Genomic DNA, 15,313 nt, shown 5'->3' on the forward strand with positions numbered 1-15,313 from the left:
TAGCGGGAGGGTCGCGTGACCGAGCATCTGGATGTCCTGATCGTCGGTGCCGGACTGTCCGGGATCGGCGCGGCCTACCACCTGCAGACGCTCTGCCCCGACCGAAGCTACGCGGTGCCGGAGGCGCGCGCGGCGAGCGGCGGTACGTGGGACCTGTTCCGCTATCCCGGGATCCGCAGCGATTCGGACATGCATACGCTCGGCTACCGCTTTCAGCCGTGGCGCGAGGCGAGGGCGATCGCCGACGGACCGTCGATCCTGCGCTACATTCGTGACACCGCGGTGGAGCACGGCATCGACGCGCACATCCGCTACCACCACCGGGTTGTTGCCGCCGCCTGGGAGAGCAGCACCGCGCGCTGGACGGTGACGGTCGAGCGCGGGCCGGATCGCGCGCGCGTGACGCTAACCTGCGGCTTTCTGTATCTGTGCCCGGGCTATTACGACTATGAGCGCGGCCATGCTCCCACCTTCCCGGGGCAGGAGCGGTTCGCCGGCCGCATCATTCACCCGCAGTTCTGGCCGAAAGATCTCGACGTCGGCGGAAAGCGCGTGATCGTGATCGGCAGTGGCGCAACCGCCGTCTCGCTGGTCCCGGAGCTCGCGAGGACGGCCGCGCACGTCACCATGCTCCAGCGCTCACCCTCCTACGTCGTCGCGCGGCCGAGCGGCGACAGGATCGCGCAGGCGCTGCGCCGGGTACTGCCGGCGGGACTGGCCTATGCCGCGACCCGTTGGAAGAACGTGCTGCTCGGCGGCTTCTTCTACCGCCAGATGCGCCGGTATCCTGCGGCGGCGCGGAAGCGGCTGATCGGCTGGGTGCGTGATCACCTGGGTCCCGACTACGACGTCGACCGCCACTTCTCGCCGCGCTACGATCCCTGGGATCAGCGACTGTGCCTGGTGCCCGACGCCGACCTGTTCACCGCGATCCGGGGAGGCCGCGCGAGCGTCGTTACGGGCACGATCGACCGTTTCGAGGCAGAGGGAGTCGTGCTCGCCTCCGGGCAGACGATACCTGCCGACGTGGTGGTGACCGCGACCGGATTGTCGCTGAAGCTGCTCGGCGGCATCGCGCTCAGCGTCGACGGGGCGCCGGTCGAACCGGCCCGGCACTATCTCTACAAGGGGATGATGGTGTCCGACGTGCCGAACCTCGCGCTCGCGTTCGGCTACACCAACGCGTCCTGGACACTGAAGGCGGACCTTACCAGCGCCTATGTCTGCCGCCTGCTCAACACGATGCGGGCGCGCGGCCTGCGGCAGGCAACGCCGCGGATCGCGGATCCGACGGCGATCGGAGACGAGCCGTTCCTCGATTTCACCTCCGGCTACGTCGAGCGCGCGCGGCACCTGCTCCCGAAGCAGGGCGCGCGGGCACCGTGGCGCCTGCACCAGAGCTACGCCCGCGACCTGCTGCTGCTCCGCTTCGGCTCGGTCGATGACGAGATGGAGTTCACCAACCCCGAGCCGGCGCGGACGGCCGCTTAGAAGCTCGCGAGCGCCGCCTCCGCCGCCGCGATCCCTGTCGCGAGTGCGCCATGGGCGGTGGAGAAGTCGGCGGTCGAACAGGCCTCGCCCGCGAAGAACAGCCGATCGTCGAGCGGGCGGGCGAGCATGTCTCGCGCGTCGTGCTGCCCAGGCAGCGCATGGCTGTACGATCCCCCGACGTAGGTCGTGCGTGCCCAGGCCGAACCCGCGATCAGCCGCAGGCGAGGGCGCATCGCGCTGCCGAGCAGCGCCACCAGCTCGTCGATTGCGAACGCCGCGGCGCCGTTCAGCCCTTCGCGCTCCAGCGCCTCGGCGCTGCAGCCGCCGTAGAAACACTCGATCACCGGCCGGCCAAACGGGCGCAGATAGTAGCTGCCCGTGTTCGCGCTGCGGGGATTGCCGAGCAGGTGCTTGTCGGCAGCAATGTCGTCCGGCTCGTCCAAGGCCAGGAACAGCTTGTCGGCAAGGCCAAGCGGCAGCATCGCGGCCGCGTGGCGATGCTGATCGAGTGCGGCCGGCCAGCGGATCGCGTCCGACGCGAGCACCGTCGTCGACACGGTAACGATGACGCGTGCCGCCTCGATGGTGCCGCGCGGTGTGTCGAGCCGGACGGTTCCGCCACTCAGGTCGAGCGCGGTCACCGGACACGCGAGCACCAGCGGCACCGGCGGCAGCGAGCCCGCGACCAGCGTGCCGTAGCCGCCCGGCAGCCGCCAGTTCACCTCGCTCGCCGCGTCGTCGTACGCCAGATAGTCGCGGACGCTCAGCGCCGACAGGTTGGCGCCGTTGATGTAGCCAGACAGCGCATCGATGAAGCCGTTCCACACGCCGCCTGGCTCCAGCGCGTCGGCAGCGCGGTCGCTGGCGAAGGGCGCGCTGCGAAGTCGCTGCTCGAACGCGTCATAGGCCTGGCCGGCGGCAGCCTGGTCCGCGGGCGCGAAGCCCAGGTCGCGGTACTGCTCTCCCCAGCTGTTCGGGCTGCGGTCGATCGCGTGCCCTGCCGCCTCCGCGACCGCGACCCACGGGTTGCGCTCGGCCGAATGCAGCCAGCCGCAGCCCATATCGTGCGGGTGACCATCGAGCGTCACGGTATGCGCGCGCCCGCCAACCCGGTCGCTCGCCTCGATCAGCAGGATGGATTGGCCGCTTGCCGCGAGCGTCCGGGCGGCGCCGACCCCGGCGGCTCCCGCCCCAATGATGGCGACGTCGACGTGCGTCACAACGCCCGGTCGTGCGCCTCCGGCGTGTCGCTCAGCCGCTGCGCCTCGGCAGCGGCGTCGGCGGCACCGGCATCATGCGGCACTGGCGCGTCGGCGGGCGTGTTCGGGGTCCTGGCGCCCTGCGGCGCGGCGGCGGCGTCGGCAGCCCCGCCGGGGTCACCGCCGTCCGGTGTCGCTTCGGCGGCGATTACGCCGGCGGCAGTCACATCGTCACGGACGTCGTCGGGCAGGTCGTCCGGCGCATTGTTCGGCTGGTCGGTCGGCATCGCTGATCTCCTCAGGTCGCGGGAACGCGCGAGCGCAGCAGTGCGCTCCGCAGGCAGTCGCACACGATCTCGTCGCGCTGGTTGTGGAGCTGGTGGCGAAAGGTCACGATGCCCTGTCCCGGCCGCGATCGGGACGGGCGAAGTTCCACCACCTCCGTGCGCGCGCGCAGCGTATCGCCGATGAAGACGGGGTGCGGCATAGTCACCTTGTCGTAGCCCAGATTGGCGACCAGCGTGCCGAGCGTGGTGTCGCCGACCGACAGTCCCACCATCAGCGCAAAGGTGAAGGTGCCGTTGACGAGGATGCGGCCGAACTCCGACGCGCGTGCCGCCTCCGCATCGAGGTGAAGCGGCTGGGTATTGTGCGTCATGGTCGAGAACAGGAGGTTGTCCGTCTCGGTCACCGTGCGCCTGAGGTCGTGGGTCAGCGTGTCGCCGACCTGCCATTCATCGAAGAAGCGTCCCGCCACCGTCCAACCCGCGCTGTCTGACGCGTAAGTCTATGCGGCAGCTCAGCGGGTGGGGCAATCGGTCGTGCGCTGCGTCCAGGTGAGATTGAGCACCTTCCACCCCGCGCCATCGCGGACCAGGTCGATGTGGTCGGTGCCGCAGTGGCTCAGCTTGCCGTCGCTCGTGAAGACGTAGGGGCTCCAGACCATCGCGATGTCGCCGTCGATCTCCACGGCGGGGCCGGTCAGGCGTTCCTCCAGCCGCTCGGTACCGGCGGGCAGGCGCGCGACGAACTCGGGCCAGCTGCGGTTCGCCACCGTCTTCGTGCCGTCCGCGCGAGTGACGACCGCCGTCGCGCGGCCCTCCGGGCGCGTCTGCGCGAGCAGCGCGGCGCCGTCGCGGGCCGTGAGTGCTGCGAACATGCGCTCGATCGGTGCGAGCACCGCCGCGGTCTCGAAATCGGGCGGCGGCAGCGGCTCGGCCCGCGGCAGCGGCTGCACCGGCGTGACCTGGGCAAGGAGAAGGGCGAGGAGCATGACGGTCCTTTATTGTTGGTTGCCAGACTGGTGCGGGCAGCGGCCGATCACTCCTTCGGCACGGTTGATACGGTTGGTGGCGGCGGCGTCCGGCGGGCCGGGTCCGCCGGCGTGACCTCGGCCGGCCCGCTCATCGGCACAGCCGCCGCCGGATCGCTGCGGCGCCGCACGCCGGTCAGCGGATCAGGTTCGGCGGGTGCCGTGGGCAGCGCCGCGGCGATCCCCTTCAGAGCGGAGCCAGGGGTCGCGTCATAGCTGAAGCTGGTCGGCGGCGGTGCCGCCATGGTGATCGACAGCTGCGCCTTCATGCACTGGGTCGGCTCCGGACGCTTGAACTCCTGGCAGTTCCACAACGCCTTCTCGAAGCCGAAGGCCTGGTCGCGCAGGTAGCTGAACGACATCGCCCGCTGCTGGACGGGCGTGACCGGCAGCGCAGCGGGGGTCGCCGCCTTGCTGGTCCACGCCATGAACTTGCAGTAGGGCCGCTCGCCGCACGCCCGAGCCGCCAATGCCGGAAAGGTCTCCGCCGCCTGCCGCTGATCGAGCGTCACAAGGAAGGTGTTGGTGTCGGCAGCGAGCTCCTTCGGCAGCGCGGCGTCCCCCAGCAGCGCCGGATCGAGCGTCGCGGTCAGCAGCCCGGCCGCTTCCGCGCCGCTGCGATGCGCCTCCGACAGCCGCGCAAGCTGCGGTACGACCGGCTCCGTCCCCGTATAGCGATCGCGGAACGCGCCGGGCGTTCCCCACCAGCCGGTCCAACGAAAGAAGAGGTGGGTATGCACCTCCGTGATCTTGTCGAGGCTGGAGCTCCAGTAGGGCACCACCCAGTCGGTGTGATAGTGGGTCGCGTGACCGACCCGGCGATCGACCTGCCCGGTGAGCGCCGCGCGTGCGATCGCACGCGCCCGGCCCCATGCCTCCGGCCGCACCGCGCGCAGGATCGCGCCGTCGCAGGTGAAGGTGAACTGGCAGCCGGTTCGACGCTCCGCGCCCTGGAAAACCACTGCGCAGACGCTGTTGGGAAAGGCCGGATGACGGACACGGTTGAGCACGACCTGTGCGACTGCGCGCTCCCCCGTCGGATCGTCGCCCGCTTCGTAGAGGACCGCCGCGGCCAGGCAGTCGAGCGCGCGCGCGCGGTTCGCCTCATCGCCGAAGAACGCGAACGGCCGCGCCGCGGGGTTCGGCGCGGTCGAAAAGGGGATGGAGGCGTTGAACGCGCGCGCGTCGGTCGGGGCGAGGTCCTGGAACGCGATCGGCTCGACGGGCGGCAGCTCCGCCGGCGGCACCACGCGCTGCGGGCGAACGACCCGACGGGCAGTGGGGATCACGTCGGGCGCGCGGGACACGATCAGCACGGGCACGAGGATCGCGAGTGCGGCGAGCAGCAGGAGGATCGCGCCGATCCAGCGCGGCTGAGTGGGGGATGGTTGCGTCATGCAGCGGGGGTCGCGGGTGTCGCAGCGGCGGCGGGCACCGGCGATCAGAGGCTCCGGGTGGTCAGATCGGGCGCGCCATAGCGCAAAGCCGGGCAGAGGTGAAATCGCGTGCGACTACCCGAGGATCAGCGCGGCTCACTTTCCTTGGTGAGCTGTCCGGCCGAGATCCGCCAGCCATCGGCGGCGTGGACGGCGACCAGGATCATCGCGCGTTGAAAGCCGGGTAGCGGCTTGCCATCGGCGAGGAAGTCCATGTGGAAGAATACGGTGGCGACATCCGGCGTGACGCCATGCACTTCCGCTTCACCGCGACGGGCGATGGTCGAGCGGGCGGCCCAGCCATTGGCGCCGTGCACCTTGCCGAACTCGCCGACGATCGCCTGCCGTCCATGGGTCCGCTCTTCCGCCACGGGCACCCAGATCGCATCGGGCGTGTAGAGCGGAGCGAAGCTTGCGGGGTCATGGCTGTTCCACGCGGCCACGAAGCGATCGGCAAGCTGCTCGGGTCGCGTGACCGGAGCCGCGGTCGGTGCTGCACCGGCAAGCAGGAAGGCAGTGAGGCCGAAGACCATGATGCGCTGCGCTCCTCCGCGATTGATCAGGCCGGCCAGAACCCCGTCGCCTCGCACACGTCCGCCGCATCGGCGACCGCGGCACGGCAGCTCTGGTCCGCGCAGACGGCGTTGGTGCGCTGATAGCGCCGCGTGCAACTTTCACCGGGACGGGCAGCAAGCCGCGGTAGGACCGCTGTGAGTGGCTGCGATAGAGGCGCCGGGCGCAGGATCGCCGGCGCGGGGACCGCCATAGTCACGCTGGGCGATCCACGCTGTTCGACGAGTGGCGTGGCTGGCGACCGGCCGAAGGCGGCCGGCCAGACGGTCAGCAGCGTCAGCATGGTGCCGACGCAAATCGCGGCGTAACGCATGGGTCCCCACCCTGATCGCGGAACGGCGCCGAATCACTGTCCCGTGAGTAGGCAGCCTAGCAGCGGCGTAGCCGGCTTCAATCGCCAGCGCGGCTGTGCGCGCCTGTCCGCCGCGCACAGCCTTCGCTTGGCCGCAGATCAGTTCTCCGGCAGGAAGTCGGGCACCGACAGGTAGCGCTCACCCGTGTCGTAGTTAAATCCGAGCACGCGCGCGCCGTCGGGCAGGTCCGGCAGCTTCTGGAGGATCGCGGCGAGCGTCGCGCCGGACGAGATGCCGACCAGCATGCCCTCCTCGCGCGCCGCCCGGCGAGCCATGTCCTTTGCGACATTCGCATCGACCTTGATGGTCCCGTCGATCGCCTGAGTATGCAGGTTCTTGGGCACGAACCCCGCGCCGATCCCCTGGATCGGGTGCGGGCCCGGCTGCCCGCCGGAGATGACCGGCGACAGCTCGGGCTCGACCGCGAAGACCTTCAGGTCCGGCCACTCCTGCTTCAGCGTCTCGGCGACGCCGGTGATGTGGCCGCCGGTGCCGACACCGGTGATGATCACGTCGATCGGCGCGTCGCGGAAGTCGGCCAGGATCTCCTGCGCCGTGGTGTGGACGTGGACGTCGATGTTGGCCGGGTTCTCGAACTGCTGCGGCATCCACGCACCGGGCGTCTGCTCGATGATCTCCAGCGCGCGTTCGATCGCGCCCTTCATCCCCTTCTCGCGCGGGGTGAGGTCGAAGGTCGCGCCGTAGGCGAGCATCAGGCGGCGACGCTCCAGGCTCATGCTCTCCGGCATGACCAGGATCAGCTTGTAGCCCTTCACTGCCGCGACCATCGCGAGACCAACGCCGGTGTTGCCGCTGGTCGGCTCGACGATGGTGCCGCCCGGCTGGAGGTCGCCCGATGCTTCCGCCGCCTCCACCATCGCGAGCGCGATGCGATCCTTGATCGACCCGCCGGGGTTGGCGCGCTCGGACTTGATCCACACCTCCGAGTCCGGGAAGAGGCGGGCCATGCGGACGTGCGGCGTGTTTCCGATAGTCTGCAGGATCGAGTCGGCTTTCATGGCGCCTTCCTTTCGGGATCGTTCGGAGCAGGATTGGGGACGGTTTCGTCGCGCATCAAGGGGGCGGGCGGCGGATCGAAGGTGCGGGCGCGGCGGAGCTCGGGAAACAGCCGCGCCCAGGTGAGGGTGACGAGGATCGCGCCGACGCCGCCAGCGACGACGGCGGCGACCGGACCGATCAGCGCGGCGAGGAAGCCGGACTCGGCTTCGCCCAGCTCGTTCGATCCCGACACGAAGAGGGTCGACACCGCGCCCACGCGCCCGCGCATCTCGTCAGGGGTATGGAGCTGGATCAGCGAGGAGCGGACATAGACCGACACCATGTCCGACGCGCCGACAACGAACAGGCAGGCGAGCGCGAAGACGACCGCCGGTGCGGTGTCGCTGCCGACCGCGCCCGAACCAAGGAGCGGCAGGAACAGCGGCGCGGACAGTCCGAACAGGGCAGAGGCTACGCCGAAGATCACGACGGCGCCGAGCATCTTGACCCCGACGTTGGTCTTGAGCGGTCGCCAGCCGAACACCAGCGCCATGGCGACCGCGCCGAGCGCGGGCGCCGCGCGCAGGTGACCCAATCCCTCTGCTCCGACCTTCAGGATATCGCGGGCGTAGACCGGCAGCATCGCGGTCGCTCCGCCGAGCAGCACCGCGAACAGATCCAGGCTGATCGCGCCGAGCACCAGCCGATTGCGACGTACGTAGTGCAGCCCGTCGACCATCTGCACCCACGGACTGGCGCTCGCGCTCACGATGGTGCTGCGCGCTACCGGAGAGATCAGGAGAAGCATCAGCAGTGCGAAGCTGAACAGGCAACCCGAGACGAGATACGGCAGCCACGAGTTCGCCGCGTAGAGGTAGCCGCCGAGCGCCGGGCCCAGCACCGAGGCGGATTGCCACGCGACCGCGCTGATCGCGATAGCGGTCGGCAGCACCGCCTTGGGCACCAGATTGGGTGCGAGTGCGGAGAGTGCGGGCCCGGCAAAGGCGCGCGCGACACCGAGCAGCGCGGCGATGCCGAACAGATGGGGGAGCGCGATCGTGCCGCTCCACGTCAGCCAGGCAAGGCTGAGCGCGCAGCCGGCCTCCAGCAGCACTGCCGCCCGCGCGATCCAGCGGCGGTCAAGCCGGTCGGCGACCCAGCCGGCGAACAGCGACAGGAACAACAGCGGCACGAACTGCGCGACGCCGATCATCCCGAGCTGAAAGGCGGCTTCCTTCACGCTCATCGTCGCGCGGGCGAGGTCATAGACCTGCCAGCCGATCACGATCACCATGGCCATCTGGCCGAGCGTGGTTGCAAACCGCGCCAGCCAATAGGCGCGGTAGTTGTGGATGGTAAAGGGATGGGGCGTCGCACTCATCTGCGACGCCCCTTAGGCAGTGTCACGCAAGCGGCGCAACAAGACCTGTGTTATCGACCAAGAAAGGTCAGCAGGTCCTTGGTCAGGCGGTCCGACGCCGTCACGTTCAATCCGTGCGGCTCGCCGTCATACTCGATCAGCTGCGACCGGCTGATCCCCTTGGCGGCCAACCGCGCGGTGGCGTCGATCGGGACGGTCTGATCCTTGGTGCCGTGAATGATCAGCGTCGGCACGTTGAAGTGAGCGAGATCCGAGCGGAAGTCGGTGTGACCGAACGCCTGCGCCGCTGCTAGCGTCGGGTGGAGCCCGGCGAGCAGCGCGGTGGTCGTGGACTGATCGAGCACGTCGTCGCTGACCGGGCTGCTGATGTAGCCGACGCCGTAGAACTGCGGAAAGAAGGTGTGGCGGAAGAACTTGGCGCGATCCTGCTTGATGCCGTCGGCGATCTGCTCAAACTGGGTCTCCGGCACGCCCTCGGGATGGTCGTCGGTCTTCAGCATGTAGGGCACGACGGAAGCGACCAGCACCGCGCTCGCGACGCCTTCGCCGCCGTGCCGCGACATGTAGCGGGCGACCTCGCCGCCACCCATCGAGAAGCCGACCAGCGTCACGTCGCTGGTCGCGCCCGTCGCCTTCATGACGTCGGCGAGATCGTCGGCGAGGGTGTCGTAGTCGTAGCCGCTCCACGGCTGCCCCGAGCGGCCGAACCCGCGCCGGTCATAGGCAATCGCGCGGAATCCGTTCTCCGCCAACGCAAGCGCCTGCGCGTCCCAGCTGTCGGCCGAGAGCGGCCAGCCGTGGATCAGGATGACCGGCGGTCCGCTGCCCCAATCCTTCACGTACAGGTCGGTGCCGTCGCGCGTCTTGACATAGGGCATGGTTAGTCTCCTGAGGGAACGTCCGCGGCAACGGACGGCGGGTTGCTCCGTTCCCCGGTCAATCGTACAAAGCCGTTCTGCTTCGTGGCGGAACGGGCCTTCGCAAGCTTCGTTCTTGCTGCGATGCAGCATAGAAGGTAAAGCGAAGTTGATGTATCGTTCAACTTCCCCGGATGAGGACGCCGCCGTGCCAACAGGCCCGGTTCCGAAGGTATTTGAGGCAATCGTGAAGCGGTTGTGCCTCAATGCCACCTGGAACCGCGACAAGGTCGTGCTGGCGCCGCACGTCGTCTACACCCGTCACGGCGACCTGTTCGTCGATGCGATCACGGTTGCTCGCAACGGCATGCTCCCGCGCGAGGAGAAGCTCGGCACCTACAAGCTCGCCGGGCTGGGCGATCTAAGGCTGACCGGCCGTGCCTTCACCAGGAGCGCCTTGTTCGAGCCGGAGGCCGAGAAGTACGACGGCGTCACGCTGATCGCGGTGGAATAGCGCGCGGCGGGACGGCAGCGGTCTGGACAGGAGCCGCTCGCCCGTGTTCTCCTTCCGAGGGACGGGACGGGTGAAGGGACCGATGCTCGGCCCGAGCCTTCGCTCGCTCGCGGCGACCGTCGCAGCCGTAGCGCTCGCGGGTGAGGTGCTGTTCTTCCTGGCTCACCTGCGGGCGACCGGCTCGCTCCGCACCGTGGTGTGGCTGCTGCTCGCCTATCTGACCGACTGGTCCAACCTGCTGGTCGCTGCCGTGTGCGCCAATTGAGCGATCCGGTCGCGCTGGCTGGATGGCGCCCGCTGGTCGTTGGCCGCTGTCACCGCCATCACGCTGGTCGCGGTGGTGTTCGGCGCACTGGGCGGCTGTTTGGTAGTGCTGCAGCAGGGCGCCAGCACCACGATAGCGCACGATCGCCTTTGCCGCGGCCGACCGGCGGCTTGCCAGTAGCGGCGCCTAATCGACGGGCCGCGGACCCTCCATCGTGTAGACCGATCCCTGCTGCCGCGCCCAGAACTGGTCAGCGACGGGCTGGTCGCGCGCGTACAGCGGCTGCCGCTCGGTGCGCGCCGCAAGATTGGCACGATACGCATCGACATCGGAGAGCGCCCACCGCGCCAGTCCGGCCCCGCTCGCGGTCACGCCGGCGAGGGTCAGCAACGCCAGCGCCACCCGCCGCAGCGTCGCGTCGAGCTCGACGGCGCTCGCGCGAGTGCGGCGGCGCCGGGCGGTCATGCGTGCAGCGCCTTCGCCAGCTGCTCCTTCGACATCTTCGATCGGCCCGGAATATCGCGCTTTTTCGCTGCTTCGTACAGCTCTGCCTTGCTGCGGTGATCGCGGAAAGGCGCGGCCTTGTCGGCAACATCCTTCGGCTGCTTGCTGTGCTGCTTGCCCTTCTTTGTATCGGCGCGCTTCTTGGCCGTCGTGCGGGCGTACTCCTTGTCGGTCAGCGCCTCGCGCGCCTTCTTGGGCAGGTAGCGTTCGTGCGTGTCGCCGCTCTTCTTGCCCGACTTGGTACCCCAATCCTCCTCGCTCCACTGGTGGAGCGAGTTGTCGGCGTCCTTCTCGCCCTTGTAGCCGCCGCCCTGCTTCTTGTACTCCGCGACCGCCATCTGCGCCTTGCGGGCGGACCATTCGCCCTTCTCGCCGCCCTTGTCGCCGGCGATGATCTTCTTCTTCACCTTCTCCCACAGCTTGGGGTCGGTGCGCTCGGCGGTCTCGGACATGGGCAGATTCTCCGCCTGCCCGAACGGTGAGAAAGGCAGGCGAGTTCCGCCATCTCAGCCAGCGGTGACGAAGCTGTCCATCACCCGCTTGCGCCCGGCCTGCTCGAACTCAATCTCCAGCTTGTTGCCCTCCATCTCGGCGATGGTGCCATAGCCGAACTTTTGGTGGAACACGCGCTGCCCAAGCGTCAGGTCGCTGCGCCCGGCATTGCCGATGCTGACGGCAGAGCGGGTCGCCTCCTTCACGCGGGCGGGCTCGCGAGTGAAGGTGCGGGTGGTGAAGCTGCCGCCGGGGTTCTTGAGGTCGACGCCCGCCGCGCGCTGCCAGCCGGGCCCGCGGCCGGTCCCGCGCGCCACGTCGGCGAACGGATCGGCGCGCTCGCTCCAGTTGGCGCGCCACAGGCTCTCGCCGCCGGACATGGTCGTCTCCTCGTCGATGTGCGGCTTGGGCAGCTCGGCGACGAAGCGCGACGGGATGGAGGAATTCCACTGGCCGTAGATGCGGCGGTTGGCGGCGTGGAGGATGACCGCGCGGCGGCGCGCACGGGTGATCGCGACATAGGCGAGGCGGCGCTCCTCCTCGAGGCTTGCGGTGCCGCCCTCGTCCAGCGCACGCTGCGAGGGAAACAGCCCTTCTTCCCAGCCGGCCAGGAACACCGTGTCGAATTCCAGCCCCTTGGCGGCGTGGATCGTCATGATCGTCACCTTGGCGCCGCCGTCGTTGCCCTCATTGTCCATGACGAGGCTGACGTGCTCCAGGAACGCGCCGAGCGACTCATACTCCTCCATCGCTCGGACGAGCTCGTTCAGGTTCTCCAGCCGTCCCGCCGCCTCGGCCGAGCGATCGGCCTGTAGCATGGCGGTGTAGCCGCTCTCGTCGAGCAACTGCCGCGCGAGTTCCGGATGCGGCAGGTCGTTCGCCTTCTGCCGCCACGAGGCGAAATCGCCGACCAGGGCGCCGAGCGACTTTCGGGCAGCCCCGGTCAGCTCGTCGGTGTCGAGGATGCGCGCCGCCGCTTCGGAGAGCGGGACGCTCAGCGCCCGGGACAGCTGATGGAGGCGCGCGACCGCCTTGTCGCCCAAACCGCGCTTGGGCACGTTGACGATCCGCTCGAACGCCAAGTCGTCGGCCGGCTGCGCAACGACGCGGAGGTAGGCGAGCGCGTCGCGGATCTCCGCGCGCTCGTAGAAGCGGAAGCCGCCGATGATCCGGTACGGCATGCCGATCGCGATGAAGCGGTCCTCGAACTCGCGGGTCTGATGCTGGGCGCGGACCAGGATCGCGATGTCGTCGAGGCTCTTGCCGGCAATCTGGCAACCCTCGATCTCGGTCCCAACGCGGCGGGCCTCCTCCGGGCCATCCCAGACGCCGATGACCTTGACCTTCTCGCCGTCGGCATGCTCGGTCCACAGCGTCTTGCCGAGCCGTCCGCCGTTGTTGGCGATCACGCCGGATGCGGCGGCGAGGATGTGCGGGGTGGAGCGGTAGTTCTGCTCCAACCGGATCACCGCGGCGCCGGGGAAGTCGCGCTCGAACTTCAGGATGTTCTCCACCTGCGCGCCGCGCCATGAATAGATCGACTGGTCGTCGTCGCCGACGCAGGCGATGTTCTTGCGCTCCTGCGCGAGCAGGCGAAGCCACAGGTACTGGACGCTGTTGGTGTCCTGATACTCGTCGACCATGATGTAGCGGAAACGCTGCTGATACTGCTCCAGCACCGCGCGGTCGGTCCGCAGGATCGTCAGCGTGTGGAGCAGCAGGTCGCCGAAGTCGCAGGCGTTGAGCGCGCGCAAACGGTCCTGGTACGCCTGGTAGAGCTGCTGACCCTTGCCGTTCGCGTAGAGCTCGCTCTCGCCCGCATCGAGGTCCCTGGGGGTCAGCCCCTTGTTCTTCCAGCTGTCGATGAACCCGGCGAGGCTCCGCGCGGGAAAGCGCTTCTCGTCGACGCTCGCTTCCGAGATCAGCGTCTTCAAGAGGCGCAGCTGATCGTCGGTGTCGAGGATCGAGAAGTTGGACTGGAGCCCGACCGCCTCGGCATGGCGGCGCAGCATCTTGGCGCCGATCGCGTGAAAGGTGCCGAGCCACGGCATGCCCTCCACCGCGTCGCCGACGTGGCGACGGACGCGCTCGCGCATCTCTCGCGCGGCCTTGTTGGTGAAGGTGACGGACAGGATCTCGGAAGGGTAGGCGCGGCGTGTGTAGAGCAGGTGCGCCAGCCGCGCGGTCAACGCCGCGGTCTTGCCCGTGCCCGCGCCCGCCAGCACCAGGACCGGGCCGTCCGTGGTCAGCACCGCCTCGCGCTGGGGTGCGTTCAGGCCGCGCAGGTAGGGCGGTTCGTCGTCGTGGGCTGGCGCGGTCATCGGCGAACAGTTAGGGAACGGGAAAGGGCAAGGCAACCGGGAGAGCAGCGATGGCGGTGACGGGCGGGTGCATGTGCGGGGCGATCCGCTACCGTGCCGAAGGCGAGCCGGTGCACAACGCGCTGTGCCACTGCACCGACTGCCGCCGCGCGGCCGGCGCGCCGATCGTCGGCTGGGCGCTGTTCCCGGTCGCGGCGGTTGAGATCACCGGCACGCCCGTCACCTACAACTCGTCGGGCGACGTGGAGCGGCAGTTCTGCGGGACGTGCGGGACCGGGCTGTTCTTCCGGTCGGCCAGCGTCTTTCCGGGGCAGGTCGACATCCAGACCGGCACCTTCGACGATCCGGATGCACTCGCGCCCGGCGCGTGCATCCAGACGGCGGACGCGCCGGCGTGGCTCGCGACGATGGCGGAGCTCCCGACCTTCCCGCGCTATCCGGGCGTGTAGCGCGTCAGAAGCGGAACGCGACGCGCCCGACCAGGCGGTCGCCGCTGTGGCGCAGGTCGGCGAGCGGCAGGCCGGGGCCGCGCTGGTCGATGTCGGTGCCGACATAATCGACGCCGATCAGCAGGGGGCCGGTAATGTGCTCCACCCCGACCCGCCAGTCGGTATAGTCGCCCGCGGGACGAAGCCGTGCCGCGCGGAACGGATCGTCGGTGCTGCCGGTCGTGCGCCCGACCGCGGCGGAGACGGTGAAGGGCGTGGCTGGAATGCCAAGCGACGCGCCCGCGTTCAGGTATAGATTGTCGCCGCCGATCGCGTGCTGATCCGGCGCGTAGGTCGCGCGCGCCGTGACGCGGGCCGGGCCGAGCAAATAACCCGCCCCGACCGCGACCTCGCCGTAGTCGGCCCCGATCGCCGAGCCGGCGAAGAAGTGTCCGATTGCTCGCGCCTCCAGCTGGAGCGGGCCGACGTCGGCGATGTAGCCGCCCTCCACATCAACGACCGCCTCGGCACCCGCGTGACGCGCGCTGTCGCGGGTCGCCGCGACCCGTGCGCCGAGCGCGAGCGCGCCGCGGTCGAGCCGGATGCTTGCCGCCGGGGCGACGCGCCCCTCGCTCCAGCTGATCCCGCGGCGGCTCTCGTCGCTCGCCACCTCCGCCTCGATCGTGGGGCCGGACTGGCCGAGGGCAGGGGCGGCGAACGCCACGGCCGACAGACACATCAACGAGGCACGACTAACCACCAAACCCACGCGCGGAACCTTCCAGCTCGGCGATCAGCACCGCCCGGTCCTGTGCCGCAACGGCGAGGCGGTGGCGCTCGATCGCATCCTGGCGCGCTGCTATCTCCTCGGCGATGCTCTGGCGAACATTGTCGCACCAGCCGTGGCGAACGCCGGACAGCACGTCGGCCGGCGGCCAGTCGCGCGCCAGCCGCGCGCCGCCCGCGCCGCGAGCATCGCGTGAGACGGTGGCGGTCGCCGTCCAGTGACAGCGCAGCGTCGGTGCGACGCCCGGCGGGGTCGCCGCGCCGACCTGGCGATAACGGACCGCAGTCGCGCTGCGATACGTCGCCTCCACCGAGCCGCCCGCGTGCGGCACCGCGACGCTGTGGCTCTCGGCTGGGCCCGACGCTGCGAGCCCGATGGCGATGATGGGAATCATGTCCTGC

19 protein-coding genes are annotated in these 15,313 nt (G+C 69.5%); 4 read left to right on the plus strand and 15 right to left on the minus strand.

Annotated elements, in window-relative coordinates; all coding sequences use genetic code 11:
* Positions 1 to 15: 15 nt before the first annotated feature.
* On the plus strand, positions 16 to 1,491 hold the full coding sequence (locus CRO12_RS13990; protein WP_179641040.1) for a flavin-containing monooxygenase: 1,476 nt from the start codon (positions 16 to 18) through the stop codon (positions 1,489 to 1,491).
* On the opposite strand, the gene CRO12_RS13995 is transcribed toward CRO12_RS13990, so the two are convergent.
* From CRO12_RS13995 to CRO12_RS14040, 10 genes are all read right to left on the minus strand, one after another.
* Positions 1,488 to 2,711, minus strand: a complete 1,224-nt coding sequence (locus CRO12_RS13995; protein ID WP_097064673.1) for a flavin monoamine oxidase family protein — start codon at positions 2,709 to 2,711, stop codon at positions 1,488 to 1,490. The two genes, CRO12_RS13990 and CRO12_RS13995, sit on opposite strands and share 4 nt — an antisense overlap.
* Positions 2,708 to 2,977, minus strand: a complete 270-nt coding sequence (locus tag CRO12_RS14000; protein WP_097064674.1) for a hypothetical protein — start codon at positions 2,975 to 2,977, stop codon at positions 2,708 to 2,710. Before CRO12_RS14000 ends, CRO12_RS13995 begins: the two co-directional genes overlap by 4 nt.
* An 11-nt stretch (positions 2,978 to 2,988) precedes the next feature.
* The gene (locus CRO12_RS14005) at positions 2,989 to 3,447 is read right to left on the minus strand and encodes a MaoC family dehydratase (protein ID WP_097064675.1); all 459 of its coding nucleotides are present in this window, start codon (positions 3,445 to 3,447) and stop codon (positions 2,989 to 2,991) included.
* 42 nt (positions 3,448 to 3,489) lie between these two features.
* Positions 3,490 to 3,963 (minus strand): nuclear transport factor 2 family protein, encoded by a 474-nt coding sequence (locus tag CRO12_RS14010; protein WP_097064676.1) that lies wholly within the window; start codon positions 3,961 to 3,963, stop codon positions 3,490 to 3,492.
* A gap of 47 nt (positions 3,964 to 4,010) precedes the next feature.
* On the minus strand, positions 4,011 to 5,399 hold the full coding sequence (locus CRO12_RS14015; RefSeq protein ID WP_179641041.1) for a cell wall hydrolase: 1,389 nt from the start codon (positions 5,397 to 5,399) through the stop codon (positions 4,011 to 4,013).
* A gap of 125 nt (positions 5,400 to 5,524) precedes the next feature.
* On the minus strand, positions 5,525 to 5,971 hold the full coding sequence (locus CRO12_RS14020) for a YybH family protein (protein ID WP_144033609.1): 447 nt from the start codon (positions 5,969 to 5,971) through the stop codon (positions 5,525 to 5,527).
* Between the two features lie 26 nt (positions 5,972 to 5,997).
* A complete protein-coding gene (locus CRO12_RS14025) occupies positions 5,998 to 6,324 on the minus strand; it encodes a hypothetical protein (protein ID WP_097064678.1) in 327 nt (108 codons plus the stop codon).
* A 138-nt stretch (positions 6,325 to 6,462) separates the two neighbouring features.
* A complete protein-coding gene (gene cysK / locus CRO12_RS14030) occupies positions 6,463 to 7,383 on the minus strand; it encodes a cysteine synthase A (RefSeq protein WP_097064679.1) in 921 nt (306 codons plus the stop codon).
* On the minus strand, positions 7,380 to 8,744 hold the full coding sequence (locus CRO12_RS14035) for an MFS transporter (protein ID WP_097064680.1): 1,365 nt from the start codon (positions 8,742 to 8,744) through the stop codon (positions 7,380 to 7,382). The genes cysK and CRO12_RS14035 overlap by 4 nt, the downstream gene beginning before the upstream one ends.
* 50 nt (positions 8,745 to 8,794) lie before the next feature.
* Positions 8,795 to 9,622 (minus strand): alpha/beta fold hydrolase, encoded by an 828-nt coding sequence (locus CRO12_RS14040; protein WP_097064681.1) that lies wholly within the window; start codon positions 9,620 to 9,622, stop codon positions 8,795 to 8,797.
* A gap of 226 nt (positions 9,623 to 9,848) precedes the next feature.
* On the opposite strand from CRO12_RS14040, the gene CRO12_RS14045 reads away from it, so the two are divergent.
* Positions 9,849 to 10,115 carry a hypothetical protein gene (locus CRO12_RS14045; protein WP_342747246.1) on the plus strand — a complete coding sequence of 89 codons (267 nt, stop codon included), beginning with the start codon at positions 9,849 to 9,851 and terminating at the stop codon, positions 10,113 to 10,115.
* 70 nt (positions 10,116 to 10,185) lie between these two features.
* Positions 10,186 to 10,380: a hypothetical protein gene (locus CRO12_RS14050; RefSeq protein WP_144033610.1), complete on the plus strand. Its 195-nt coding sequence runs from the start codon at positions 10,186 to 10,188 to the stop codon at positions 10,378 to 10,380.
* A 186-nt stretch (positions 10,381 to 10,566) separates the two neighbouring features.
* Here CRO12_RS14050 and CRO12_RS14055 read toward each other — a convergent pair whose 3' ends face one another.
* The 3 genes from CRO12_RS14055 to CRO12_RS14065 are packed head-to-tail and all read right to left on the minus strand — an operon-like array spanning position 10,567 to position 13,697.
* Entirely contained in the window at positions 10,567 to 10,845 is a 279-nt protein-coding gene (locus CRO12_RS14055; protein ID WP_097064684.1) for a hypothetical protein, read from the minus strand.
* Positions 10,842 to 11,336 (minus strand): hypothetical protein, encoded by a 495-nt coding sequence (locus CRO12_RS14060; RefSeq protein WP_097064685.1) that lies wholly within the window; start codon positions 11,334 to 11,336, stop codon positions 10,842 to 10,844. Before CRO12_RS14060 ends, CRO12_RS14055 begins: the two co-directional genes overlap by 4 nt.
* Positions 11,337 to 11,390: 54 nt before the next feature.
* Positions 11,391 to 13,697 carry an ATP-dependent helicase gene (locus CRO12_RS14065; protein WP_097064686.1) on the minus strand — a complete coding sequence of 769 codons (2,307 nt, stop codon included), beginning with the start codon at positions 13,695 to 13,697 and terminating at the stop codon, positions 11,391 to 11,393.
* A gap of 50 nt (positions 13,698 to 13,747) precedes the next feature.
* Here CRO12_RS14065 and CRO12_RS14070 point away from each other — a divergent pair, with 50 nt between their 5' ends.
* Positions 13,748 to 14,146 (plus strand): GFA family protein, encoded by a 399-nt coding sequence (locus CRO12_RS14070; protein ID WP_097064687.1) that lies wholly within the window; start codon positions 13,748 to 13,750, stop codon positions 14,144 to 14,146.
* Positions 14,147 to 14,150: 4 nt separating this feature from the next.
* On the opposite strand, the gene CRO12_RS14075 is transcribed toward CRO12_RS14070, so the two are convergent.
* Entirely contained in the window at positions 14,151 to 14,849 is a 699-nt protein-coding gene (locus tag CRO12_RS14075; protein WP_245858530.1) for a TorF family putative porin, read from the minus strand.
* A gap of 28 nt (positions 14,850 to 14,877) precedes the next feature.
* The gene (locus CRO12_RS14080; RefSeq protein ID WP_097064689.1) at positions 14,878 to 15,306 is read right to left on the minus strand and encodes a hypothetical protein; all 429 of its coding nucleotides are present in this window, start codon (positions 15,304 to 15,306) and stop codon (positions 14,878 to 14,880) included.
* Positions 15,307 to 15,313: the final 7 nt, after the last annotated feature.

This window comes from Sphingomonas guangdongensis, from assembly GCF_900199185.1.
In the GTDB taxonomy this organism is placed as follows: Bacteria; Pseudomonadota; Alphaproteobacteria; order Sphingomonadales; family Sphingomonadaceae; genus Sphingomonas; species Sphingomonas guangdongensis.